Origin of the sequence: Ruegeria arenilitoris (genome assembly GCF_013030265.1) — a bacterium.
In the GTDB taxonomy this organism is placed as follows: Bacteria; Pseudomonadota; Alphaproteobacteria; order Rhodobacterales; family Rhodobacteraceae; genus Ruegeria; species Ruegeria arenilitoris_E.
Genome location: NZ_WPZQ01000007.1, coordinates 253,999 through 280,049 on the forward strand (window position 1 = coordinate 253,999; position 26,051 = coordinate 280,049).

The window sequence follows — 26,051 nt, forward strand, 5'->3', positions numbered from 1 at the left end:
GACCGCGTTGACATTGGATCAATTATATGAAATTAAGTGAACGTTCACTTTTATGCAAGAGTGCAGAATGACCCTGACCACCGAAGACAGGTTCAAAACCGGCATGCAATTGCTTGCGGCCTCGACGAACATCGTGACCTCAGAATACCAAGGCGAGAGATCTGGTATGGCCGCGACAGCTGTTTGTTCGCTGACGGTTGATCCGCCCGCACTGCTGGTGTGCATTAATCGCACCGCCCGCACATATGGTACCGTAATGGATAGTCGAAAATTTGCTGTGAACCTCGTGCCTGACGACATGACTGAAGTGGTTGGCGCCTTCTCCTCAAAGGCAGACAAGGAACAGCAGTTTCAGATGGCCGGAACCTGGGGCAGGGGTGAATTGGACCTGCCTGTGTTGAAAGAGGCCGTCGCCTCTTTCGAGTGTGAGGTCGAAAGTTGGGCCAATACAAAAACACATGCGGTGTTCTTTGGATTGGTCAGGCAGGTTTATCTGAACCCGGATAAGTCGGCGTTGATCTATGGGCGCAAGGGTTTTCACAAACTGACGCCACTCGGCAAATGATCGAGTGATTATATGCGTGTTTGGTATTTTTGCGGGAGGTAGGGAGCCTCCCGTAAGCGCCGTCAAGCCCAGCCTGGGAATCTCCTGCCAAGATTGAAGAGTTCTTCGTTGACAGCCCAATGTATCTTGCTTGATAGTTAAAAAACGAACGTTCACTAACTTGAGTATTGATAGGAGGCGCCGATGCCGACGCTTGGCCAGTTGATTGATCGAAATGCAAATCGCTTTGGTGATCACGACGCATATGTCGAACTGGACCGCCGTCGCAGTTGGCGCGATCTTGGCAAGCATACAGATGCCCTGGCCCACGCCTTGCAGGGTTTGAATGTGAGAAAAGGAGATCGCGTTGGCGTTATCCTGCCTGACTGCATCGAAATGGTGGAGACGATCGGTGCCTGCGCAAAGACCGGCGCGATCCGCGTGGGATTAAACTATCGGTTGGCGCCGCGCGAGATTGGGGCCCTTATCGACGACGCCGGCATCGATGTTTTGTTTGCGCAGGCAGTTATGGTCGATATCGCCAAAGAGGCCCTGAATGCCAGCAAACGCCAGCCCATCCTGATTGGAATTGGTAGCGATCATGGTTTTGATCTGGACTATGAGGCGCTGCTCAGTGCTGAGATAGGTTCCGGGACGTTCGATCAAACACCGCATGATCAACTTATGATCTGCTATACGACCGGATCGACCGGATTGCCCAAAGGTGCCATCTATCCACATCAGATGATGATGGAGTCCATGGCCGCAATCGCGCTTGCCGAAGGTGCTACTCCGGATGATGTTTGGCTGCATGCGATGCCGGCCTCCGGTATTCCGATTATGCATCTTCTGCGCAACATGTTTCACGGTTCCAAGTGTGCAATCATTGGCGAGTGGGATGCTGAAATCGCGTTGAAGCTTATCGAACGTGAACAGGCCACCATTTGTGTTCTTGTTCCGACCATGTTGAATGGATTGCTTACCTCAGGCCAGATCGCCAGGTACAATTGTTCCTCGATCCGACAGCTTGGTTATGGATCGGCACCGATCCCTCCTGCGACTGTTCGCGAGGCGCTCAAGGCGTTTGGCTGTGAATTCCTGCAGATGTTCGGCACGACCGAGCTGATGGGGATGGGTATGATGCTCACAGCCACGGACCACGAGCGCGCGCTGAAGGATGGGCATGACTGCCTTGAAAGCGCGGGTAAACCTTTGTTCTTTGTAGATGTACGTGTGGTTGATGATACCGGGCAGGAGCTGCCTCGGGGTGAGGCAGGCGAGTTGCTGATCCGTTCGCCTTTTGTCATCCCTGGTTACTGGAATCAGGCCGTTGAGTATTCCGAGACTGTGCGCGACGGCTGGTTGCATACGGGAGATATCGCGCTGATTGATGCCGAAGGATATGTGCACCTGAAAGACCGTGCCAAGTTCCGGATCAAGTCAGGCGGATACAACGTATTCCCGGTTGAAGTCGAAAACTGTCTGGCTGAGCATGACGCGGTGGATGAAGTCAGCGTATTCGGCCTGCCGGATCCCAAATGGGGTGATCGCATACATGCGGTGGTTACGCTGCGCGCCGATCAAACCACCAGCGGTCCTGATCTGCGCGAGTACTGCCGGGGCAAGATTGCAAACTTTAAGATTCCCAAGCGTATAGAGATTTGGGAGACGCTGCCAAAAGGTCCGACCGGGAAGATTCAGAAGCGTGAGATTATCGATATCTGTGGAAGTTCAGATAACCGCGAGTTGACCGAGTATACCTAAAGTTCAATCTGGCGTGCCGATGAGGCATTCCAATAGCATATAAGTGCTGATGCCGTCAGGCGTTGCGCGCTTTGTCCACCCACTAACCTGTTAATTCGCCAGTTTGGTGATGCCAGTTGCTGCTCCTGTCTGCAGAATTCGCACTGCCGGGCGGTTATCATTTAGTTTGCCCGTAATCGATGGGCGCCGATCGGGAGCGCCAGTATATACGCCGTGTGAATGACCGCACATGCGCTTCGATTTGCCAAGGCGCGACAATTCATCCTGTCCGACAGAAAAAAATATCATCACAATTGACAATAAACTTGTAAGACATAAATTGTCAAAAATGATAATTAATGCCACTTCCGCTCCGCGGGCCTGGTCATCACCCATAATCCAACTCAGGAGATTCTGATGTCACAAAACGCGCGCGTCAGCCGATTTCTGATGCAAGCCACACTTGGTGCCGATCAAGCACTCGTGGATCAGGTCAAAGCCAAAGGCATGGAGCCCTGGCTGATGGAGCAACTCAAGTCCGCTCCGATTGCCAATAACGTGTATGAGACCAGAACGCGCGAGATCTGGCAGAGTTTCCGCCAGAGAATGGTGGCAAAACACGGAGCAGCCGCGCTGAATGGCGAAGGCAACAATCCGGCCCTGCCGTATAAATGGTATTTTCATATGGCTTGGTGGCAGCACTTGTTGTCTCAGCGACAGGACATGCTCCGGCAGCGCGTTGCATTGGCATTGTCCGAGCTTCTGGTGATATCGGATAACTCGTCGCTAGAACTCGATGCGGTGGGCATGGCCAGCTACTATGACGTTCTCTACCGCCATGCGTTCGGGTCCTACGCCGATATGCTCTACGAAGTGTCGATGCATCCCACGATGGGCATCTATCTGAGTCATATGAACAATCAGAAGGCAGTGCCGGAGAAATACATCCATCCTGATGAAAACTATGCGCGTGAGATCATGCAGCTGTTTTCCATCGGCTTGTTTGAGCTGAACCCCGACGGCAGTGAAAAACTGGATAGCGCCGGAAACCCGATCCCAACCTATGACAACTCGGATATCCGCGAAATGGCGCGGGTTTTCACCGGGCTAACAGCGGCTGGCTATCGATATGAGTGGACCACCAGCTTCTGGCAGGAAGACTACAACGGTTACCCTGTCGGCTTCGACGACGGTATCGAAAAATCGTACAAGACCGTACCGTTTGTCTCGATGACGCAACCGATGGTTTTTCACAAAGACTATCATGACCGCGGACCCAAAAAGCTCCTGAATGGGCATATCGATCTGCCGGGTGGACAAAGCGGCGAAGAAGAAGTTTGGGAGGTCGTTCAGCGCCTTGTGACGCATCCTTCGACCGCACCTTTCGTTGCCCGCCACATGATTGCGCGGCTGGTTACATCGAACCCCAGCCCAGATTATGTCAGAACCGTCTCCGAGGCGTTTGGACCAAACGGTGATATGGCCTCGATGGTCTATGCGATCCTGGCTTACCCGTTGGCGGCGCCGGTTTCAGACACCGTCTTGCCGGGTGGCCGGCAGGATGGTGACCTGTACGTGCAAAGCCAGAAGCTCAAATCGCCGCTGCAGCGCATTACTCAGCTTATGCTGGCGTTCAATGCCCGGAATGAAAGCGGCAAGTACTGGCTGCTGGGCGATGATATTCAGGATGCGCTGGCGCAGCACCCATTGTCGGCGCCAACCGTGTTCAACTTTTACAAAGCTGATTTCGTTCCTCACGGAGGGCTTGAGGACAAGGGGCTGGTTGCGCCTGAATTCGAATTGCATACGTCGTCGACTTCGATCGCTTGGATCAACCAGATGTATCAGTGGTTCTTCGGAGAATGGTTGCCCATCGTATCGACACAGATCGGTGCATCGGAAGAGGGCAAGATGGTCCCCGAGATGTGGCCCGAAGCACTGGAGAAAGAAACTCAGGATCATCTGAAACTTGATCTCGATGAAGCTATCGAGATTGCAAAGGATCCGGGGCAACATGATGTACTGATTGATCAACTGTCCGAGTTGCTGACCGGTCGACCGGAATTGGCGATCAAACCGCAGATCAAAGAAGCGTTCAGGCTCTATGCCAATGAACCGGCATGGGTCGTTCAGACCATCTTGTTCATGATTACGATTTCACCCGAATTCACCGTGCAGGAGGCTTGAGCCATGGCAAAATTCGCACTTTCCCGCCGTCAATTCATTCAGACCGGAGCTGCAGCCGGTGTCTGTTCCATGAGCCGGACTGCGCCGTCCTTTGCCCTGCCGGGTGGAACGTCCCTGTCGATTGCTCCCGCGCGAAAAGCACTGGTTTTCATCATGCTGGATGGCGGCAACGACAGCTACAATATGCTGGTGCCCATTGATGATATCCATCATCGCCAATACGCAGAGACCAGATCCAATCTTGCTCACAGCAAGAAAGAACTCTTGCCGCTTGAGGGTTATACAGATGCCAATGGCCGCACCTTCGGTCTGCATTCGGCAATGCCCGAGGTCCGGGATTTGTTTGATCAACGCAAGCTCAGTTTTGTCACCAATGTTGGCCCGATGATCGAGCGGGTGACAAAAGAGAGCTTTCTGAACGGCTCGGCCCGTATTCCTCTTGGCCTGCTGTCCCACGCTGATCAGTTCAAACACTGGCAAACCTCACGTCCGGATCAGCGTCTGAACAAGGGCTGGTTCGGGTATTTCGCAGATGCACTTCAGCCCTCGAAATCCGAACACGAGATTGCCATGAACATCTCGCTGGCTGGCAACAACATCGTTCAGAACGGAAACAGCAGCCTGCCTTACGCCATTACCGAAAAAGGCAGCACCGGCTTCTACGTAACCGAAGAGCAGTCGATCCTGAACGAAACCATCAAGGCAAGTTTCGATAAGCTGATGTCGGCAAGCTACGATGGCGATCCGTTCAAGGAAACCTACCTGAACCTGACCCGGACTGCTCAGGCGCAACACGAGGTTTTCAAAGCCGGCACCAAGGATGTTTCGGTTCCCACCGCTTTCTCGGAGACACCGCTCAGCCAGGAACTGCGCAAGGTCGCTCAAACCATTAAAGCGTCAAGCGAGCTGGGCTTGCAGCAGCAAACCTTCTTCCTGCGCTATATTGGCTGGGATCATCATGATGAACTTCTGGATACCCAAGCGGGCATGTTGCGAATTCTCAGCCGGGCATTGGGTGAGTTTCAGACCGCTCTCATCGAAATGGGACTGGACGACCAGGTCGTGACTTTTACCGGATCAGATTTCGGCCGCACGCTCACGTCAAATGGCAATGGCACCGATCATGGCTGGGGCGGCAACACGATTGTCATGGGAACGCCGGTCAATGGTGGGCAGGTCTTTGGTGACTACCCGGAACTTGGATTGGATAGTGACAATCCGTTGGATGTCGGAAATGGAGTACTCATCCCGACGACTTCGACAGATCAGCTATATGCTGGATTAGCCCATTGGTTCGGCACGCCTCATGATCAATTGGATATGCTGTTTCCGAACCTGCATCGGTTCTCGATGCCCGGGCAGAGCAGCAATCTCAAGCTGTTCGGATAGCGAGTAGCATTAGCGTCATCAGAAGAAACGAAACAAAATGCTCTGCGGACCTCCGCCGGAAAGCCGGGGGTCCGCTTTGTCTATCTGGGTGCCTCAAATCAATGGTCTCATTGAGCTTGCGCATGTGGGGGAGGGGGGTTGACCCTAACGGCGTTTGAGAGAAAGAAACGGATAAGGTCTAAACTCCATTGATTGGAAAGCTTGTCTTGTCGCAGATCACCGTCATAAGCGTTTGTTACAACAGCAGCCGGGTTCTGCCGGAGATGCTGAGTTCGATCCCCGAAGGCGTGCCCGTCATACTGGTCGACAACGCATCGGATGATGTCGAAACAATTCAGCAAATGGCCGATGCGCGGGGTGCGACTCTGATCAGAAGCTCTGAGAATGCCGGTTTCGGCCGGGCCTGCAATCTCGGCGCAGCCCAGGCTCAAACAGATTTGCTTTTGTTTCTGAATCCGGATTCATGCCTTCAGCCGGGTGCGCTAGAAGCACTGCAAAAAGGGGCTGACCGCCACCCCGATGCTTCTGCATTCAATCCCGGAATTCTAAAGGGGCGCGGAAAACCTCTGTTCAGGCGTTCCAGCGTGATCCTGCCGCGCAGTGAAGCCTTGCAGCAGAAGGAGGCCGATTCCGATATTGAGCTACCTGTTCTCGTAGGATCTGCCTTGCTGGTCCGACGAGTTGCGTTCGAAAAGATCGGAGGGTTTGATCCGGAAATCTTCATGTATCATGAAGACGATGATCTGAGCCTGCGATTGAAAGCGGTATGCGGTCCCTTGTATTACATACATGAAGCTCAGGTAAGCCATGCAGGAGGACAATCCTCTCCGCGCAGCACCGCCATCGCGGGATTGAAGGCCTGGCATATGGGGCAATCGAGGGTGTACGTTGCCCGCAAACATAGCGTTCCCTTCGCTTTTGGGCGGGCCATAGCGTCTGCCGCAATTCAGATGCTGTCTCCGGTTTTGTTGTTTTCGGCGAGAAAACGCGCCAAGCAGTGGTCTTTCCTGCGCGGTATCTGGCAAAGTCGGGATGTTCAACCAGTGCTATTCAAACCCTAAAAGTCGTACTGGAGTCTCGGTGGGCCTGTGTGAGTTGGCCTGCAAATTTTAACATAATGATAATTACGCGATACATTTGCGCCTGACCCCACCATTGTCGGAGTACGTAAATAATGGGACCGAATTTTTGAGACTCGTCTCCCATTGAATTCAACACTTTAAGATTCTTGCGCTTAATTGATGTTTCGACGGTTCAAGCGCTTCAAGTCGACGTTTAACAGAAAGCTAATGAGCCTCTTCGCAACCTGGAAACCGGCACAGTGTATCTTACTTGAATTTGGTTGATCAGCAAAATGCCCTGCCCCGGCACACGGCCCAAAGCAGTCACCCAATAGTCAACCGAAATGCTGCAGTGGCAGCCCACAATCCAGACATTCGCTGCAGGCGCGTAGTTCTTACGCCGCAAGACGACAGTCGCGCCTGTATGTTTGATAACTTACTGATTTTTCCACCCTTCAATCAGCCCGACCGCCGCCTCGGCGTAGCTCTGCGGAAACTGATCCGAGGTTCGGGCTTTCATGATCGTATGAAGGCCCAGCAAGAGACCGATCAGCACCCGTGCGGCCTCATCTGGATCAACCTCGGAACGGATGGCCCTGTCAGCCTTTGCACGGCTCAGTATCGCCGCAAACCGCCCCTCCAGTGCGGTCAGGTACCGCTCGATTCGTGCGTTAACCTCGGGATCAGAGCGGTCGAATGAACTAATCGAATTAAAGGCAAGACACCCAGCATCCTCAATCTTTGGCATCCGCTCGGTTGACGCGATGCCCCGGAACCAACCAGCCAGATCATCCAGCGAATAGGTGTCGGGGTCGGGAAAGTGTCGGGCCTCGGCATTGTCCAGATAAGTATCCAAAGTCTTTAGGAAAAACTTTTCTTTCCCGCCATAGGTGGTTTGCAATGTAAACCGGGTTAGCCCCGTCTCCTGCTCAAGCTCCCGCGTGCTGGCACCGTGGTATCCGCGCCGCCAGAACAGGTCCAGCGCACCTGCCACGGCACTGTCGTGATCCGTCTTGCGTTTTCGCGCCACAGATTTCTCCTTGCATTTTCTATCCGCATGGATAGTAATCAATTCCTATCCACATGGATAGCATTGTGGCCGCGCGGCTGCAAACGCCGTTTGGCCCAACTGAAACGGAGACCTGATATGACCGCCATAGACCAAACAACCGGGGCCTCAAAGCCCATCACTCTGCGCGTGATCTTCATTCTGAACGCGTTGAAGATCCTGCTGGCCTTTGGTTTCTTCGCCGCGTTCAAGTTCTACGGGCTACAGGTCGGAGAGCTGGTCGGCTCGCAGGCCGCCAACCTGATGCTCTATACGATGCTGGGGTACATGGTGACGTTTTCCTGCATCGTTGCGTCCATCCTCAAACGCAGCCTGATCGGTATCCGCGCTGCGATTGCCATTGATTTTCTGGTCTCGATCCCGGCCACCGCGGTCATCGGCTTTGTCATCGCGATCATCAGCATGGGCCTGACCTTCACCGCAGCTGTCCGCGCGTATTTTGCGCATCGCGGCTAAGATGAGCGCTCCGATGGTTCACCCGAACAAGATCGAGGGGCAATGTATCTGCGGCGCAGTGCGCTATCGGGTGCAGGACAACATGGCCGCCTTCAAACTCTGCTATTGCAGCTTTTGCCAAAGGGCCTCGGGCTCGGCCCATGTTGCGAATGCGTTCACCACGCCCGATCAGATCGAGTGGCTGGAAGGCAACGACATGCTGACCACCTTTGACGTGCCCAATTCCCAAGTTCGTCGGGTGTTTTGCCGAAACTGCGGGACGACGCTGCCATTCGAGACACGGAACGGCAAGTTTCTGGTTGTCCCCGTTGGCAGCCTATCACGCCCGCTGCCCCAACCCGTTAACGCGATTGTCGGCTGGGCGTCCCGCCCCGCATGGTATGATGAGGCGCTGGGTTTGATCGAAGAAACGCACAAAGCTGAAAGGGCGGCTCAATGAGTACCGAACAAGAGATTTCACCCGACTTCCCGTTTGACTCGAAGTATGTCGAGGTGAATGGGCAGCGCATCCACTATGTCGACGAAGGCGAAGGCGCGCCGGTTCTGTTTCTGCACGGCAATCCGACATCGTCCTATCTGTGGCGCAACATCATACCCTATACTGCCCGGCAGGGCCGCGCCATTGCGATGGATCTGATCGGCATGGGCAAATCGGATAAGCCGGATATTCCCTACCGCTTTGTCGACCACGTTCCCTACGTTGACGGATTCATCAAGGCGTTGGGACTGAAGGGCGTGACGCTCGTCATTCATGATTGGGGCTCCGCATTGGGGTTCCACTATGCGCACCGGCATCCTGAGAACATACGCGGCATCGCCTTCATGGAAGGCGTCGTGCGTCCAATGACCTGGGCCGGATTTCCGCCAGATTTCCGCGCCGGGTTTCGCATGATGCGGACGCCCGGTCTGGGGTGGATGATGATCTCGGGGCTGAATATGTTCGTCGAAAAAATTCTGCCAAACGCCATCGTGCGTGATTTGACCCCGCAAGAAATGTCGCAATATCGTGCGCCTTTTCCCACAGCACGAAGTCGCAAGCCAGTTCGGGTGTGGCCTTGTGAAATACCAATCGACGACGCACCTTCGGACGTTCATGAGATCGTCAGCGCCTACAGTCATTGGCTGGGAGAAACGCAAACCCCGATGCTGATGTTCCATGCCACGCCCGGAGGCACCATCGGGCCGAAAGAGGTCGAATGGTGCCGTCAAACCATCCAGAATCTAGAAGTGGTGGATATCGGGAAAGGTATTCATTTCCTGCAGGAGGATAACCCCCATCTGATCGGAGAAAAACTAGAGGAGTGGTTGGCACGACTGCCCGCATAAACCAGTGCTGCCGCGTGTAGCGGTTGAGCCGTATACATAAATCAGATTTCCTGATTGTATGCTTTGACTATTATCCAGCGCGTTCAAAGGCCAATCACCGGAGGGAAACACTGTTGAATCTGATGATCCCGATACCCTTGATACTGGCGGCTGTACTGCCCGCCTTTCTGGACCGGTGCTCCGGGTCCGATACCAGCGTTGCTTTGGGCGTGTTGGCGCGCGACCGGGTGGCCTTGACCGCGACGGCCAGCGAAATCGTCGTCGATTTACCGGTTGCAGAGGGAGCTGTGGTCAAGGCAGGCGACACACTGGTTCAGCTCGACCCCACCCTGCAAAGCGCAAAGCTGGCACTGGCGCAGGCTGAGCTGGAAAAGGCGCAGGCCACGCTTCTGAAACTGCAGGTGGGGCCGCGCGAGGAAGAGATCGCGATTGCCGAGGCCAAGGTCGCAGGTGCTGTTGCCCGGCTGGCTGACGCCGAAGCCATCTATGACCGAAACGCCAGACTGGTCGAAAACTCGGTCGTAACTGAAGCGCAGGTGGCAAATGATCTGGCCCTGCGGGATTCCGCGCGGGCTGAACTGGCCAGCGCGCAGCAATCCCTGAAAGAGCTGCAGAACGGCACCAGACCCGAGGACCTGGCGGTTGCCGAAGCTAATGTTCGAGCCGCCGAAGCGTTGGTTTCTGCCGAGCAAACTGTTCTGGACGACTTGACGGTTACGGCCACCCGAGATGGCGTGCTGGATTCCCTGCCGTGGAATCTGGGCGAGCGGGTGACGTCCGGCAGCCCGGTTGCCGTGATGGTCACGGGCCAGACACCTTATGCGCGCGTCTATGTGCCTGAGCCGCATCGCGTCAATCTGAAACCCGGCGACACGCTGAAAGTGCGCGTTGACGGGCTGGCCGATCCGTTGGGCGGCGTGATCCGCTGGATCAGCGACGACGCGTCGTTCACGCCTTATTACGGTTTGAACCAGGATGACCGAACCCGACTTGTCTATCTGGCCGAGATTGACCTGCCCACTGCATCCCCGGACCTGCCCGCCGGAGTGCCCGTGCAGGTCCCCATGCCATGAGTGATGTCGTCGTCTCGACGAAAGGTCTGACCCGGCGGTTCGGGGACAATACTGCCGTTAACAATCTGGACCTCGAAATCCGAACCGGCCAGATTTACGGATTTCTCGGCCCAAATGGCTGTGGCAAGACCACGACTATGCGGATGCTGACCGGGCTGCTCACCCCCAGCAGCGGGGCGATTTCAGTCTTGGGTCAATCCATGCCCGAGGCCGCGGAACCGCTAAAGAATGAGATCGGGTATATGACCCAGATCTTCTCATATTACCGCGATCTGACAGTACTGGAGAACCTTCGGTTCGCAGCGGAAATTTATGGCATCCCGGTGAAGTCGGCCAAGGACCGGATTGACGAATTGCTGCACACCTATGACCTGACATCAAACATCCATCAGCTCAGCGGTAGCATGAGCGGTGGGCAACGACAGAAACTCGCCCTTGCAGCGACCGTCATGCACCGGCCAAAACTGCTGTTTCTGGATGAACCGACATCTGCCGTTGACCCAGAAACACGTCGCACCTTCTGGGAACAACTGTTCGATCTGGTCGATCAGGGCGCGACCATGATTGTATCCACCCATTTCATGGACGAGGCAGAGCGTTGCCACCGGCTGGCAATCCTGCAGCATGGGGTCAAAAAGGCAGACGGGTCTCCGCGTCAGTTGATGGATGATTTGCAGGCCGATGTTGTCGAAGTAGAAGGTCCCGACCTGCGAAAGGTCAAACACGCGTTGGACGGAAAGCCCAAGTTGCTTTCGACAGCACAAGTGGGTTCGCGGTTGCGTGTGCTTGTCGACAAGTCCGAGCCTCAGCCTGTGGAAATGCTGCAAATGCGGCTTGTTGGGTTTCCGGACCTGTCGCTGACGCCGCAACGCCCAAATCTGGAAGACGTCTTCGTCAGTGCAACACGGGAGCAGGAACCGTGATCTCTGCGCGTCGCATAGTCGCTGTGCTTAAGAAAGAGCTGTTGCAACTGCGGCGGGACCGGATGACTTTCGCCATGGTCATCATGATCCCGCTAATCCAACTGCTGTTGTTTGGCTACGCGATCAACACCAACCTGCGTCACGTGCCCGTTGCGCTGGTGGATGAATCCAGAACCGAGCTGTCTCGCACGCTGGCGCAAATCGTTCAGGCCACGCAGGTCGTTACCATCACCGAAGAACTGACCACCCCTCAAGAAGCGGAACGCGCGATCACCGAATCCCGCGTGCGTGCCGCACTGATCATACCTCAAGACGTCAGCCAACGCCTTGCCCGCAGCCCGTCCGTAGGGCTGAGTCTGCCCAACGCAACGGATCAGGCCAGCAGCCGGCCTGTTGCCCATTGGATCGTAGATGGTTCAGACACGATGGTCGCCAGCGCAATTAAATCTCTGCGAACGATGCCTTTGACCGAATTGCTGAAACAGCCTCCAAACCGGCAAGTACCCACGTTCGAAGTTACGCTCTACTTCAACCCTGAACAGCGATCGGCGGTGAATATCGTGCCGGGCCTTGTCGGAGTCATACTGACTATGACGATGATCCTGTTCACCTCGGCTGCCATTGTCCGCGAGCGCGAGCGCGGTAATATGGAGATGCTGATCAACACCCCGATCAAATCGATCGAGCTGATGGTCGGCAAAATCATCCCCTACATCTTTATGGGTTTGATACAGGTCGCAATTATCTTTGGCCTTGGTCACTTCCTGTTCGATGTTCCGATCAATGGCGGGCTGGGCGTTTTGCTGGTGGTGACATTGCTGTTCATCATTGCCAGCCTGTCACTTGGGCTGGTGATCTCTACACTTGCGCAAAATCAATTGCAGTCGATGCAGATGACCATCTTCGTTCTACTCCCCTCGATCCTGATGTCGGGATTCATGTTCCCTTTTGACGGTATGCCAAAACCCGTCCAGATGATTGCTCAGGTCCTGCCGGCAACCCATTTTATGGACATGATCCGCGGCGTGGTTTTGCGCGATGCTTCTCTCTACGAGGTACGCTGGGGGATTCTATGGATGATCGGGTTTGCGGTATTCGGATTGTTGGCGGCCACTCTAAGATTCAAGAAACGGTTGGGTTGAAGACGGCCCAAAACCGACCCTATGCATAGCCGTTGCTTGCTGCAGTTGCGGCTTTCATTCCGGACATTAGCTATAGGGGCAAGAGCCAGAGATGATTGAACCAACAGACCCGCCACAAACATCAGTTTGCGTTTATGGAGAACTCATTCTTCAAAAATTGAAGGCCTTCAACATAGCCCGCATATTGTAATCCGCGCTCGAGAACTAAGCCGTCATAATAAAACAAAAATGCACCAAGTGTTGTTCTGAAATATACTTCAGCAGTTTTTTCGGAACAAAGTTTGGCCTGAATACAAAGACCTAAGCGATCAAAGAAGGAAACGATGTGGTCAAAATCTTCGAAATGGTCTCCGTCCGCAAAAACGCTATCGTACAGTTTCCTCTGGAAGTTCTCACGCGCAGTTGTGCTTGATCGTACAAGTTTCAGTTCATTTCTGGGCACCGTTTCCTGAAATCTGTCCGTCGCGTCTCGCAAAACGGCGAAGCTGTCTCTGTATCCTCCGGATTCCCATTTTTCGATCAATGCAAGCGTTTCTTTAGCCCGAGCTGCCTCAACTTGCTGTGTGTACTGAATCACCCCGATAAGCACACCGATTGAGGCGATCAGGGCCCCAATTGCCATCATGAATTGGCCGAAACTGTCCCACCACTCTGAGGATTTCCACAAAAATGTGCCACTGGGGTTATTTTTCATTTGCTGTCACACATTTCGGTAAGATCCACGCGGACGGTCGGATCAATAGGGCGATCAAGCCCCTCAAGAAACGCTTTCAAACACCTTGCATCGGTCTCATCCAAAATGAAAACCGACCTTAACTCTTGAATAGGTTCGAGGTTTGGGTCGGTGGACCCGGTTGGATTAGGAAGCTTTGTGAACCAATCAATACCGCGCGTTCCATCAGCAACATCATTGGCACATTCCGTGAGATCAACTTCTCCGCGCCCATCGCCTGTTTCGGAAATCCGTTTTTCGAATTCTGGGTATTGTTCCAGAAAACAGGCCGCCCTGACGTTGTCCAATTCGACAATCTCATCACAAACGAAACAAGCCTGTGCGCTTAGCGGAAAAAACAACAACGTAGCGAACAAAGCACGGCGAGCCAAAAATTCTTTAAAACAGTGCATAGTCACCCACCATTCGTTGTCTTACCATCCAGGGTGTCTGACGACCCTGCTGTTTTTGAACAACAAGGGACTTTACGCCTAGATACAATTCTGATGCTTCAATTCGTCCGTTAGCATCCAGATCATACGACTTCCGGTCGGTCTGCAAGACCTGTTGAAGCGCCCACGTGAACACGCCTCCGCCCAGCTCAGGCGTTTCCTCACTATATTCTCGTCCCTTGGATGCCGCGAGGATAGTGATGTTTGTGTTTAGCTGGGACAAGTCGGCAACCGCATCATCATTCGTCGCAAAAGGACCCGTTCCAGTTGCACCAGAATGGCATGCATCCAAGATGATCGTAATTCTAGCCTCTGTGCCCTCCAGCAATTTTGACAAGCGCCCAAATGCCAGGGCGGTCGCGCTCACATCCTCCAGTCGAGTTCCCGACGTACCAAAATAGAAATCGCCGCTTTCAGAACGCAGCCCATGTCCCGCGAAATAGAGAACCGCGTGATCTCCTTTTTCCATATCCATCAGCAATGTTTCGACACCCGCCAGAATAGCCTCCGGCGTTGCCCGAGTATCCTTCAGATAATTGATCTCATCAAAGTCAGGAGCGTCCTCCAGCCCGCCTGCAAGAGTCTCCGAAAATCTACCGCCGTCTCTTAGCGCGTAGTTCAACGATGGGATCGACGGGTCGTCATATGTGTTGATACCTATGATGAGAGCACGGTTTTTAACCTCTGCCTGCGGCTGCGGCCCAAGATCCCCGCTAATCGGAAGACTGGCCAAACCTGCTTTGTTGACAGCAACAACGCTGGCCCACCGCGCGCCTTTCAATCGAGACACACTAAACTGTTGCGGCACAAGTATATCCATACCATACCCATCGCCACCTCTGTCCATCGCCATAAGCATTTTCAAGGCCATGGTGGACCCGGCACCCAACTGTTCTTTCATTTCAGGTGGGATCGAGTTTGCGGTCATCCGCGGGTTTGCTTCCACACGTTCCGTGATCACGCCATCCTGAAAAACCAGATATTCAATTGCATCAGTGTCATCTGGCATAAGGAACAAACCAACATCGCCATTGTTCGTCAAGCGAACCTCGCCGGCCATGAATTGCGGAGGAATTCCTGCAATTGTCGCCGTTGGGATCGGCTCTTGCTCCAATACCAGTTTCGTCAGGCCCTGAACGCGTTGCGCCTCACCAAAGCGATCCAGACTGTACTGGCCATCCAGACCGTCAAAGCGCAAGTCGATCTGGGCGGCAGCTTCTGCAGTCGCATCAAACCGAAAATCGTCCAGCCATGTGACAATTTCATCTTCGACGATACGGCCAGAGATTACTTTCTTGCCATTTTGGATCTGGTAGATGTGTAGCCCGCCATCAGAGTTGACTTGCACAAGATGCTTGTGGTCTTCGGTTAATCCAGCGTCAATCAGGAGGTCTCCGTCCGGCAGGCCCTCTTCCAAAAACACCATTTTTTGTTGCGTTCGATCGTAGACTGCCACCACGCCATTTCCCGGTGAAAACAAAACCAGCTTCTGACCAGCATTCCGTAGATGGAGATCATGGTCAAACCACAGCGGTGCTGGATCATTCTCAAAAAAGAACACTTCACCCAGAATTGTGGTGCCTGGATTCTCTGGCTTGGCTGTTGCCAAGTCCAGAATATAGGCTGACGAAAAGCTGCGGAGCGAGCCTAAAGTCGCACCCGCAACGCATGATGCACGTGTAATCCAGACGGGTCCGGTCTCGGTTTCAAGACGCGACGCCGAAACAAAGTCTCTTACTGTAGGCAAGCCGTTTGACGGGTCAAAACCACGGTCCATATCCAAAACGGTGTGGTCGCACTCGGATTCCATTGCTTCATCTGCTGGTATCTTCCATTCCAGTTGCAAACCGCTGGCCCGCGCATCAGCCTCCAAGCGCTTAGCAGCGTCTTCGGACCAATTCATGCGAACCCGGTATGGTTTGACATAGGCACCCGTTTTTGAATATGAGGCGGCCTCCCTTTCATCCTCGCTCATTGGCTTGAGGACAACTTCTCCTTCCTGCATATCCGCAAGACGAACTCCCAAACGTTCCAGCTGGTTTTCTGCGGTTCTTACGGTGAATTCAGAATTGTACTGCGGCTGATCCAATGGGGTCAGAGAAATCCCAACATGAGCCAGTCGCCGCGACAAAGCCGAAACGCTGTCCAGTTTTTGCCAGACCCCGTCAGTGACCTTAAATTCATCAGCCTCCGTACGGGTCGCGTCCATTCCCCCGACCACATGAAACCCATTATCCAGTGTAGCCGGCGCAACCGGACCAATCGAAGACATCATCAGCTTGAACAAAGCGGCGCTGCCCCGCTTATCGGACGAGTAGCCACTGCGAGGGGATTCAGTGCTGGCGTAGGCCGGGTTTTGCAATGAACCCACGAAGTGTCCGAACATGCCCCATATTGTAACCAAACTGTTTTCCAGACTGACGCCGATATGGGTTTGATCGACCGTGGCTGTGCAACAGGCCGGGCCAGTCACTTGCTGGTTAATCCGAAGTCCGTCCGAGAACAGTGAATGCAAATTGACCTCGGCCCATGGGGCTTTGGTTGTCATCACGTAGCTGTCGCCCAACATCCAATAGGTATGCCCGCTGTCTATTGTCGTCACAGTACGCCCGTCTGTAACGTCGACAATCTCGGTTCTGCCATCGTGATCAAGGGCCAGAAATCGATGCGTAGGAGATATCTGCAGATTGGTGCCTGCTTTTTGGACGATTTCGGTTTCTCTTCGGCCTTTCGCACCGTTCAGCCCCATAACCGGCGTTTTCTTCATAAGGAGAATGCGGCGGTCATTGAGCAAGACATAGTGATCGGATTTCAGATCAATCCGGTGTGTGAAAGCACGACGCCCAAGTTCTGAATTCAGAACAAGCTGCGCTGGTCCAGGCCTGACATTATATAGCGAATGTCCTGCAGATGCTGTTCCTGCGCCGCCGAATAGGGACAAAAGCCCTGCAGCGACTTTGGCAACCATTTCTTCTTCGCAAGCTCGGTTATAGCCCACCAGGTGATATTCCAGATCATCAGATTCAAGATGCAAAGGAATAACAGACAAATCACCTTGCGGCCCTGCCCCCCGGGCGTGCAATGCAACAAGGGCTCTTGTTCTTCCTGCGCCTTGTGCCAGGCCAAATGGGTTCGGCGCCATTGGCCCAAGGGCGACAAACCCTTTCCCTTCAAATCTAACCGGTCTCCAAGAACTTACCATCAACCAGATCGGGGCGCGTTTTTGAAGTGTGTTGCCTTCCCATTCGATATTGAGATGTTGACCGAACGAGATATCGCGGCTGCCTGTTAAACCAACACGAAAATCTCTTGCCAACGCGTCGAATGCGGCCCGTTCTGCTTCGCATGTATCTGCGAGTGGTCTCGAAGTATTCTTCAAACCGGCAATCCACTCCAAAGAGTCTTCGATATTCGCCGAAAGATCACTTTGGACAGCGATGTCCGCGCCGCTCGTAGGCGCGGGTAAAAACCGCCCCGCCTTATCGTTGATGACGCCGCTCGTTGCTCCCTGAAAGGGCTTGGACTCGTCCGGAATTCCTTTCAGAAAGCACGTGTCAGTTCGTCCGTTATGGGTGAAGTGAGAGCAACCCAGGGTCGCGATGCATAGGGCTTCGCACTGATTTAATGATAGGTCCTGAAGTTCCGGGTCGGATAAGCCGTCGCGAATATCACCTCCCCAGTAGTCAGTGTTTTCTAAGCGTTCCACCTGATGCAACGCTGGCTCAAGCGCCAGATCGACCTCGTTATCATAGCGAGGATTTAAACTTGGCTCCGTTTTGCCAGAAGCTTGCGCCTGGTCTCCAACCCAGATGTTATTCCCCTCGCCAGTCCAGTTTTCAGGAACCGAACAGATCTGTTGGACACGGTCGATTTCCTGTCGTGACCCATTCAGCGTAAAGACGAGTGGCGCGTCTTGAACGGACGGCTTTTGAAACGTGACCCATGCGTATCGACCAGATTTCAAACCATCCAACAGGGGTCCGGACGTTTTGGTAGCGTAACTGAGGCGACCCGTTTCGTCATCCACCCGAGCCGCATATGGGCCGTTGCCAGTCACATCCACTTCAAGGTGGCTTCCGCTCATATCCACCGGGCTTAAATCAGCACTGCTCAGTACAACTTCGACACTTTCGAACGAAACGCATTCAACCCGCAGGCAGATCCGTTTCTCTGCACCATTCGTGCAAATTTCAGCAGCAAGGCCGCTGGGATCCGTTTCAGGTTGGTGCCACTTGAAGAGGTTTGCAGATGCCGGTTTTGCTAAAAGAAAAGAACTAAAGATTAACGCAAACAGCTGGGAATAACTCACAATCACACCACACAAAATCACACAGGTCATCAGGCGAAGAAAATGCCTTTGTCAGATACTGTAGTCAGCAGAAGTCATTACAGAAAGAGATTTTTTCAGCCCTCAAAAACTCGTTCAGCCTTAAATGGTTGAACGGGATCGGCTTTTGACTTTGTGATCCCCGGTAAAGCACTCTTGCCACATTCAAACGAAAACCCAGGCCCACTTAGACGCTGCTTGAATTAATCACGGCCAATATGGGCAACCTTCAAAATCCTGCCTCCAAATTTGAAAGCATTCCCTGCCCCGCATGAATACATAAAAGCCTCTTCAATGAAGTGAAAACAACTGTGATGCGTGTCTCCAAATCACTACATGAAGGAAACTCTCCGCCGGGCCTACCAGAGCTTCCCATGGGTCGGATGGTACTCAAAACACCCCGCAAACCCGCTGGATTTCTTTACCCCGGAGACAAGGATGCGCCGGATCCCCCAGAATGGGTCACGCCTGACCGTGAAGGCCATATCATCTCAGTGGCTCCAACCGGATCCGGCAAGGGGGCTAGTCACCTCATACCAACTCTTCTCGCCTAGCAGGGTCCGGCCGTCGTACTTGACGCAAAGGGCGAAGCTTGGGCCACGACGGCCAATGCCCGAAAAAAACGGCAGATCGGGGCTCTTATCTCCAATTGATGCCCGTCGCAGCTAATGCCCGCCGTGAGCCTAAAGTCACCGATGCTGCATACGGAGCAAACAGCACCAATTCCGCGCGAAGCTGCCGTCGCGGCGGACTGGCTAGAATCTCCATACAAGACTGGCAGCTCTTCGCTATTGCGGTTAGCGTACCCGAAGCTGGCGACAATTATTTGACCCAATTTGAAGGGATTAGAATGACCAAAATCATTTGGATGTCCGATCCTCATTTCCAGAATGAAGGTACAATCGACGGGCTAAACCCACGAGTGCGGCTCGCTGCTGCCATCAATCATGCAAACACCCATCACGCTGACGCTGATTTCGCGATACTGTCCGGAGATTTGGTTGGGGATGATATCGAGGGTGACTATACTGCATTGGCGGGATACCTCGCCAAGTCTGAGTTGCATATCTATCCGATGATGGGAAACAACGATGACAGGGGCGGACTTCGATCCCGTCTTCCTTTGCCCGAAGACACGATGCCGGATTTTATCCAATTCGCCCTAGAGACCACTGACGGTACAGTGGTTTGTTTGGACACCCATAAAGTTGGCTCCCACGCAGGCCAATTTTGCGAAGTGCGGCGAGACTGGTTGGATAGCCTGTTGAGCAGGAATGACGATCGCCCCGCTTACATCTTCATGCATCACCCGCCGTTCGCGCTTGGATTGCCTAAACAAGATGAAATCAGACTTGAGGACGAAGAAGCTTTTTTGAACGTCGTTTGCCGCCATACAAACGTGAAGCACTTATTCATGGGCCATGTTCATAGGCCTACCTGTGGGACAGTTCGTGGTATTCCTTTTGCGACGTTGGGTGCGTTGTCGTTTCAAGCGCCAGCACCGCGTCCTCCTTGGGATTGGGATAGCTTCAAGCCTCCCAAAGAAGCACCACAATACGGAGTGCTTGAAATATCGAACGGCAATGTGACCCTGCAATATACGCAATTCTGCGATTTCACCCTCGGTATGGACGACTAAGCGGGAATAGTAGACCTCGGCGCATCCCCCGCGAATTGGCACTTCGTCCGCTCACCAGCCATCCGAAACTTGGTTTGAACATCCGGAATGAGCGGTTGGCGACTTGCTGCACGAGCGAGACTTTGGGTGCTGTCAAAGGTCAGGTAAGGGCTCGGCGCTGCCATTGGAGGTGTCGATAGAAGGATTGAGCCCTTAGCAGCCCCTTGTTCACCAAGATTTTTCGAGAACTTTTCGTCTTTCTCAGCACCGTAGACAACCTACAATGAGTCACTTGCGAACGGTATTCAGACCTAATGCTCAGTTTCATTTGGGGCTGCACTGAACTTGCGGAATATGTTCCACCCGTGAAGAGCCAACGGGGACCATTCGCACGACCTCGTCACAGGGGTCATACAAAACATACAAATCCGCGTTGCCGCCAAGATATAGCGCCTCCATCGGGTCAAATGTCCCATTCAAGTCCGTCAAAACGACCGGTCGTGCGGAAAGATCAAGCACTTTCGGAGCAAGAAACCCGTGCAATCCATCCTGCCGCAGATCTGGGCCCAAAAGAAAAACTTCGGCGCTCAATATAAGCAACAAAACTAGGAATAACATACCGTCGATAAACAGTGCCTTACCGATATGTTGTTTGGATGGGCGCAGCCAATCAGGTAGATAGTCGTCCAGCGAGAATAGATTTGCGAGCAACACCAGCGCAACGACTGCTCCTATGATGATGGTCAGGATTCTACCGCCAGAAAAATCCAGTGGAATTGTGATTGCAAGAACCACGGCAGCAATCGCCAACCACTGGACTCTTTCGTTCGCAGCGATGCTTCCGATCGTCGTTCGACCAATCTTTATGGGCTTCAGGTCTTTGCCCAACTTACGAAGTCGGGCGCGACGGTTTGCCCATGAACTTAATGCATCTTTCCAGTTGTTGACAAAATGGAGCGGCCCGAGGATTCCCAGTAGTACGAGAAATGTGAGTACAAACTCGGTTACGCGGGTGCTGGCATCCACACCGATGTCCACCACACGAACACCGATCTGCCCCCAATACTCGCGCCACAGGAAACCGGTAACTGCCGCGATAAGCCCTGCGGCGGGAATGAACCCGAGCAACGCCTGGAACATGAAGTTCAATCGCTCTTTGGCGGAAGCCGCGAGCTCGGGAGCAACGTCCTTAAAAACATCCATTGTGGTATCGGTGGGAAGATAAGGCTCGCTTTTGAGCACTTCAGCCACGGCCCCTTGAATTTCATCGGCTTCAGCATTCCTACACACATACCCAAGAGCACCTGCTTGAATGGCTAAGATGACACGATCATGAGGTGGATCAGCCGGACTAAGCGCGAGTATCTTGAGATCTGGCAGTGTTGTGGAGGCGTAAGAAATCACGTCGATACTTCGAAGTCCTTGAAGCATGACATCCACCAGAAGTAAGTCGGGCTGTGTGCGGTCAAGGATCTGCTTGGCTGTTCTTAAATTGTACGCGACGCCAACGATTTCAATTCCTTTGAGTTGCGACGCTAGTTCTTGAATGGTCGATCGCGCCTCATCCGGTGCAACAATTAGGGCACGAATTGGGGTCATGGGTTCGAGTTTTCTTTCAACGCTGTGCGAGATGTCGGTGACGGGCATGTTCATTTTAATTGCTCCCAAGACGCTCCAATTGTCGGTCCTTCCCGAAACTGGACTGCTGTTTGAATTGCATAGGGTGAGATGGAAGGTTTCGGACGGGCTTGCAAAAGCCGCCATCGAACCAGCAAGATCACGCAGCCAAGGGCCAACCCCAAAGCGACAGCATTGGCGAAAAAGATACCGCCAACTAAAGTCGCAGCTGTGCTTCCGACCTGTTCAATGACCATTCCGTCAGCGAGTGATACCCAGTCTTGAAGATACAATGCGAACAGGACAGACAGGCCTACGGGTGACACAATGAGCGCTGTGCTAAGACAGGCCAATCCTCGCCCAATAACGGCCCTCCAATTCGATCCTCTCAGTATAATTGCCGCTGCGGCGGAGAATACGACAAGCGCCGTAAAAAACACCAACCACACATCCAAAAATGGCGAGAGGTCATTCGTCAAGGCACCAGGCAAGGCCGACGTGAAGGGCAACAGAACCAAGGTCACAAGTCCGGCAGACAGCAGCCCGGCAGATAACCTTGGTATTCGGCCTGGCGAACGGCTGTGGCTCTGGTTTTGTTCATTGAGCGCCGAGAGCGTTTCAGGAACAATCTGATTCCAGTGCACTGACAGGTTGTTTGGACGAGAAAGCACAAGAGCCCCCGATTGTTGTTAACGAAGAGACGGCCCAGCGGGTCGACTGTCCTTAGGAATTGGGCGGATAGGGATCGGGTTTCTTTTGACGCTTGGACAAATACTTGTGGGAGCTGGACAAGCCAGGACATGAGAACTGGCACCCGTAAGTTCTCTTGAAATGAATAATCTGATTGGGTGTGCGACGAAATCTGGGGACAAAACGTTGCAAAACCTGACCCAAGTGCGGCCGCAGCGAAATGGTGCTTTGTCCACTTTCCGGATTTGCAAAGCAAGATCGTCAATGTCTGGTTTGAGCTGCGAACTGCCCAATGCAACTGCAGCAGCTCAGTTGCGAGGCAATGACCGCTAAGGGCCTAAACCACTATTTGAATCCACTGCAGAGAATGGCTGCTCCGAGCTCACTCCGCCGAATGATGCATGGGCACGAATGGCTGCGCACCGGCTGCCAAGGACGGATAGTCATCGGTTGTGACAACCCACCGCAATCGTTGCGAGATCAGTTTTCCGCGTTTGCCTTGTCGCGGTTCCACCAACGATTGGGATTGGAATTGTGCGGGTCGTAGTCGGCGCGGCTGGCCCAACAATCCTTGATGAAGATCAAAGGTTCTTCGTAATGATGTACATCGCGTATCGCATCCAGAACGCGCCCCAGCGTTTCAGAGTCTTGCGAGACTGAAATGACTATAAGGACGCTTGGGAAGGTCTGAACCTTGTTGGCGGCCCCCAGATGCACAGCACTGGTTGAGTTGTCTTCCGGCAAGTAAGTCTCGCTGCCTACAGCACTGACAAATGCGTTGCGCCTGTACCGGCCATAGATCAGTGGATCGACCTCCATCACATTGTCTATGATCTTGTCCGCGTCTTCAGGTGTCGCCTGAATCTCGATTTGCCAGACGCGTTCCACTGTGCCAGTTCGTGTCTTGAGTGTGCTGATGTCGATGCTTTGCATTTTCTTGTCCGTTCCCTTCTTTGTGCCATGGCCCATTGGGCCTGTTGCTGAGCGCCAGTCACAACCTGAAGCCGAATTGTGCGGCGGTGATATGCGTGTCGCCACGAAGATCGTTTGCGCGATCAAACCAAGCATTGAGCGGGCCTCCTTCGGCGACAGTAGGCTTGAGCAGGTTATTTCTGTAACGAATAATATTGCTAACCGTGATGAGATATGGAAATCTTACTTTATGAAGCGTGATCTCGAAATCGACCTGCTGCGATCCTTCGTCGCCGTCGCGGCGCATCGAAACTTCACGCATGCTGCACAGGCCATTGGGCGCACGCAATCAGCTGTCAGTCTTCGGATCAAACGGCTTGAAACTATCGTGGAGAAACGCCTCTTTGAGCGGAGCCGTCAGTCCGTGTCGATCACACAGGCCGGCGAAGCGTTGTTGGTCTATGCAAACCGCATTCTGGCTGCAAACGATGCTGCGCTGTCACATCTGCAACGCCCAGAGGCGGAAGGATTGATCCGGGTCGGAGCGCCTGATGACTACGCGACTTTCCTGCTGCCTCCAATTCTGTCCGCCCTGGCGAAAGCGCATCCCAGATTGCAGTTCGAAGTGACATGCGACAACGCCAGCGATCTGCTGCCCATGTTGACGCGAGGCCAACTGGATGTGGTCGTTGCAACGCACCGTCCAGATTCTGTCGCGGGACAGGTCGCGAGGCATGAGCCGCTTCATTGGGTTGCCTCGCCCGATTTCATCGACGACCACGATCAACCTCTTTCGCTCGTTCTGTTCCCATCTGGTTGTGTGTGCAGGGAAATTGCCTTGGATGTATTAAAGCGCATCGACCGCCGATGGCGCGTTGCATATTCCACGCGCAGCATAGGGTTGATCGAGAAAGCCCTTCTTGACGGATCGTCGGTGTCCGTGATGGAGGCCTCTGTCATACCATCTGGTCTCAGGATCATTGACGGACAGGCCGGTTTGCCCTCGCTGCACGAGGTGGTGATATCCGTTCACCAATCGAACTCCTGCGAAGCGCACGTGTCCCTCGCGGCCGACTTTCTGGTAGAAAAACTGGGAAGGGCCCCTATGCGAGCCGTTTCATAACACGGGCCTGACAGCAACGCTGAATTGAGACCGGACACTGGAATTGTCGGCCTGTTTGCTGACTCTGTCCGCTCTCGCGCTACTAGCAATCTGGTTTTAAACGTCCGGAATGTGCGGTTGGCGGTCCACTGCATACGCAAAAGGCGGAAAAGGGATCAATGGCAGGTTGGGGCTAAACCTTCTATCGACACCCCCAGCAGAAAAAGACAGCGTCGAGCCCATTCTCACCCTAAGATGTGGTGTGGCGAATTTCCGGCTGTAGGACAGCCGGTTTGGTACCCTTTCGATGCAAAAAATTGGATACCAAAGTGGATCAACCCCGATTGGGAAAAACCGTGACGATGCGGTTATTCTGAGCGCTCAGCACACAAACTCTCGGTGAGAGAAACGATCTTCTTAGCAAGCCCCGTCATTTCATGTGCGGCCGTGCCCGTTTCCGAATTGAGGTCCAGTCGGTATTCGTCGAAACGTGGGTCTATGTTTAAACGCGGGTTCAAAGCATAGCCCGGCTTCATTAGCAGGCGCGGGAATTCAAGAATTTCCTTGTATTCGTTGATGCGTGTCACGGTTGTTCCGGGCAGGTCGCCTTGCTGCAATTCGAAATCTGACCATCCTGTCACAGGAGAAGAGTTAAAAACGAAAGCATGTTTCACTCTTCGATTGTTAAGGTCTGCATCCCTGTACAAGGAATACTGCGCCAAGCCACCTCCAAGCGAATGACCAACTGTGTGGACTTCGGAAACGTTACCAATCGCCTGATCCATGAACTCCATTATTCGCGGCAACGCATCGTACAAAACGTCATATTGGGTAACAATCGGGGTACGGCCCACCAGCCAGTGCAAATTCGACGTCCAGTCTTTCAGGCTTTCCTGCAGATTGCGGGTATCAGTTCCGCGAAAAGAGATTACTGCAATCTGGTCATCAGCATGATACCAGATGTCAAAAGCTAACCCGCGAGAGCTATGGGCACCGAGGATATTCTTGTGAACGGCTTCGGATAGTTCAACTTTCTGCCATTGCGGCGACAAATACGCCATGAGCGTTAGTCCTTCGCTCGGATAGGCCAAGGCTGCCATGATTGCACGATCTACTAGCGCTTGACCTTTACGTTGACCTGAACCGCAGAACAAATTTTCCAATGGTACTGGCTCGGAATCGTTTCTCAAATACGCTTTGTTCGATGGAGGCTCGTAGCTCCGATAGGCAACGACCGCAGCTCCCAGATTCCACACTCCGATGAATGCAAAAAGGATCACGAGAAATCGAAATACCCTCATCGCTTATTTCGCGCCCATAGCTGACAATTCGTGTCCAATCGATTTGGAGGTGTAAAGGCCTTTCAACGCCAAGCTGCACCGTTGACACCATCAGTCCAAACAAAACGTTAAAAAACCGTCTAGCACAAGGCTTCAAATATTGAGACAAGTATGCGGAGAGGACTGAATGCGACCAACCTACTACGGACTGATATGTCTGCTCATCCACTATTCGTCACCTGGCACCGAATGTCCGGAATGTGCTGTTTGCGGTCCGCTGCATGTGCTTAGGTAGAAGCGTTCGTATCGACCATAGCAACCATTGTGACGCTACCACTCATACCGGTGCTGGCTGAACCGTTAAGAAACGCTTCATGGAATTTAGCTGAAATGGCGTTTGCCCTGGCCGACCTTCCTCTTTGACTCGC

General features: G+C 53.4%; 21 protein-coding genes. 13 read left to right on the forward strand and 8 right to left on the reverse strand.

Features of this window, described 5'->3' with window-relative positions; genetic code table 11:
• The first annotated feature begins 67 nt into the window (after positions 1–67).
• Positions 68–565, forward strand: coding sequence for a flavin reductase family protein (locus GOX61_RS14520; protein ID WP_170334822.1), 498 nt, complete (start codon positions 68–70; stop codon positions 563–565).
• A 183-nt stretch (positions 566–748) separates the two neighbouring features.
• Positions 749–2,308, forward strand: a complete 1,560-nt coding sequence (locus GOX61_RS14525; RefSeq protein WP_170334823.1) for a class I adenylate-forming enzyme family protein — start codon at positions 749–751, stop codon at positions 2,306–2,308.
• Between the two features lie 90 nt (positions 2,309–2,398).
• Here the strand turns inward: GOX61_RS14525 and GOX61_RS14530 are convergent, their stop codons facing one another.
• Complete coding sequence (locus GOX61_RS14530; protein WP_170334825.1) at positions 2,399–2,683, reverse strand: hypothetical protein; 285 nt, start codon at positions 2,681–2,683, stop codon at positions 2,399–2,401.
• A 21-nt stretch (positions 2,684–2,704) separates the two neighbouring features.
• On the opposite strand from GOX61_RS14530, the gene GOX61_RS14535 reads away from it, so the two are divergent.
• The 3 genes from GOX61_RS14535 to GOX61_RS14545 all read left to right on the forward strand — a co-directional run bounded on the left by GOX61_RS14535 (position 2,705) and on the right by GOX61_RS14545 (position 6,924).
• On the forward strand, positions 2,705–4,474 hold the full coding sequence (locus GOX61_RS14535; RefSeq protein ID WP_170334827.1) for a DUF1800 domain-containing protein: 1,770 nt from the start codon (positions 2,705–2,707) through the stop codon (positions 4,472–4,474).
• A 3-nt stretch (positions 4,475–4,477) separates the two neighbouring features.
• Complete coding sequence (locus GOX61_RS14540; protein ID WP_170334829.1) at positions 4,478–5,863, forward strand: DUF1501 domain-containing protein; 1,386 nt, start codon at positions 4,478–4,480, stop codon at positions 5,861–5,863.
• A 206-nt stretch (positions 5,864–6,069) separates the two neighbouring features.
• Complete coding sequence (locus GOX61_RS14545) at positions 6,070–6,924, forward strand: glycosyltransferase family 2 protein (RefSeq protein ID WP_170334831.1); 855 nt, start codon at positions 6,070–6,072, stop codon at positions 6,922–6,924.
• A 436-nt stretch (positions 6,925–7,360) separates the two neighbouring features.
• Here GOX61_RS14545 and GOX61_RS14550 read toward each other — a convergent pair whose 3' ends face one another.
• Positions 7,361–7,954, reverse strand: coding sequence for a TetR/AcrR family transcriptional regulator (locus tag GOX61_RS14550; RefSeq protein ID WP_170334833.1), 594 nt, complete (start codon positions 7,952–7,954; stop codon positions 7,361–7,363).
• A gap of 117 nt (positions 7,955–8,071) precedes the next feature.
• Here GOX61_RS14550 and GOX61_RS14555 point away from each other — a divergent pair, with 117 nt between their 5' ends.
• From GOX61_RS14555 to GOX61_RS14580, 6 genes are all read left to right on the forward strand, one after another.
• Positions 8,072–8,449 carry a hypothetical protein gene (locus GOX61_RS14555; RefSeq protein WP_170334835.1) on the forward strand — a complete coding sequence of 126 codons (378 nt, stop codon included), beginning with the start codon at positions 8,072–8,074 and terminating at the stop codon, positions 8,447–8,449.
• 1 nt (position 8,450) lies between these two features.
• Positions 8,451–8,888, forward strand: a complete 438-nt coding sequence (locus tag GOX61_RS14560) for a GFA family protein (protein ID WP_170334837.1) — start codon at positions 8,451–8,453, stop codon at positions 8,886–8,888.
• Positions 8,885–9,775: a haloalkane dehalogenase gene (locus tag GOX61_RS14565; RefSeq protein ID WP_170334840.1), complete on the forward strand. Its 891-nt coding sequence runs from the start codon at positions 8,885–8,887 to the stop codon at positions 9,773–9,775. The genes GOX61_RS14560 and GOX61_RS14565 overlap by 4 nt, the downstream gene beginning before the upstream one ends.
• A 122-nt stretch (positions 9,776–9,897) precedes the next feature.
• Positions 9,898–10,848: an HlyD family secretion protein gene (locus GOX61_RS14570; protein WP_254436874.1), complete on the forward strand. Its 951-nt coding sequence runs from the start codon at positions 9,898–9,900 to the stop codon at positions 10,846–10,848.
• The gene (locus tag GOX61_RS14575; RefSeq protein WP_170334842.1) at positions 10,845–11,771 is read left to right on the forward strand and encodes an ABC transporter ATP-binding protein; all 927 of its coding nucleotides are present in this window, start codon (positions 10,845–10,847) and stop codon (positions 11,769–11,771) included. Before GOX61_RS14570 ends, GOX61_RS14575 begins: the two co-directional genes overlap by 4 nt.
• On the forward strand, positions 11,768–12,913 hold the full coding sequence (locus GOX61_RS14580; protein ID WP_170334844.1) for an ABC transporter permease: 1,146 nt from the start codon (positions 11,768–11,770) through the stop codon (positions 12,911–12,913). The genes GOX61_RS14575 and GOX61_RS14580 overlap by 4 nt, the downstream gene beginning before the upstream one ends.
• Before the next feature lie 121 nt (positions 12,914–13,034).
• Here GOX61_RS14580 and GOX61_RS14585 read toward each other — a convergent pair whose 3' ends face one another.
• From GOX61_RS14585 to GOX61_RS14595, 3 genes are read right to left on the reverse strand one after another with little or no spacing between them, the layout of a single operon-like run.
• Positions 13,035–13,607: a DUF4760 domain-containing protein gene (locus tag GOX61_RS14585; RefSeq protein ID WP_170334846.1), complete on the reverse strand. Its 573-nt coding sequence runs from the start codon at positions 13,605–13,607 to the stop codon at positions 13,035–13,037.
• Positions 13,604–14,038: a hypothetical protein gene (locus GOX61_RS14590; protein ID WP_170334848.1), complete on the reverse strand. Its 435-nt coding sequence runs from the start codon at positions 14,036–14,038 to the stop codon at positions 13,604–13,606. Before GOX61_RS14590 ends, GOX61_RS14585 begins: the two co-directional genes overlap by 4 nt.
• Positions 14,025–18,161 carry a caspase family protein gene (locus tag GOX61_RS14595; RefSeq protein WP_170334850.1) on the reverse strand — a complete coding sequence of 1,379 codons (4,137 nt, stop codon included), beginning with the start codon at positions 18,159–18,161 and terminating at the stop codon, positions 14,025–14,027. The genes GOX61_RS14590 and GOX61_RS14595 overlap by 14 nt, the downstream gene beginning before the upstream one ends.
• 895 nt (positions 18,162–19,056) lie before the next feature.
• Between GOX61_RS14595 and GOX61_RS14600 the strand changes: the two genes are divergently transcribed.
• Positions 19,057–20,043 (forward strand): metallophosphoesterase, encoded by a 987-nt coding sequence (locus tag GOX61_RS14600; protein ID WP_217353870.1) that lies wholly within the window; start codon positions 19,057–19,059, stop codon positions 20,041–20,043.
• A gap of 303 nt (positions 20,044–20,346) precedes the next feature.
• Here GOX61_RS14600 and GOX61_RS14605 read toward each other — a convergent pair whose 3' ends face one another.
• Together GOX61_RS14605 and GOX61_RS22360 are read right to left on the reverse strand one after the other, a co-directional pair.
• Complete coding sequence (locus tag GOX61_RS14605) at positions 20,347–21,675, reverse strand: response regulator (protein WP_170334854.1); 1,329 nt, start codon at positions 21,673–21,675, stop codon at positions 20,347–20,349.
• 1,134 nt (positions 21,676–22,809) lie between these two features.
• The gene (locus tag GOX61_RS22360; RefSeq protein WP_217353871.1) at positions 22,810–23,397 is read right to left on the reverse strand and encodes a hypothetical protein; all 588 of its coding nucleotides are present in this window, start codon (positions 23,395–23,397) and stop codon (positions 22,810–22,812) included.
• 94 nt (positions 23,398–23,491) lie between these two features.
• Here GOX61_RS22360 and GOX61_RS14615 point away from each other — a divergent pair, with 94 nt between their 5' ends.
• Entirely contained in the window at positions 23,492–24,364 is an 873-nt protein-coding gene (locus GOX61_RS14615) for a LysR substrate-binding domain-containing protein (RefSeq protein ID WP_170334856.1), read from the forward strand.
• 347 nt (positions 24,365–24,711) lie between these two features.
• On the opposite strand, the gene GOX61_RS14620 is transcribed toward GOX61_RS14615, so the two are convergent.
• Positions 24,712–25,506 (reverse strand): Mbeg1-like protein, encoded by a 795-nt coding sequence (locus GOX61_RS14620; protein WP_170334858.1) that lies wholly within the window; start codon positions 25,504–25,506, stop codon positions 24,712–24,714.
• Between the last annotated feature and the right edge of the window lie 545 nt (positions 25,507–26,051).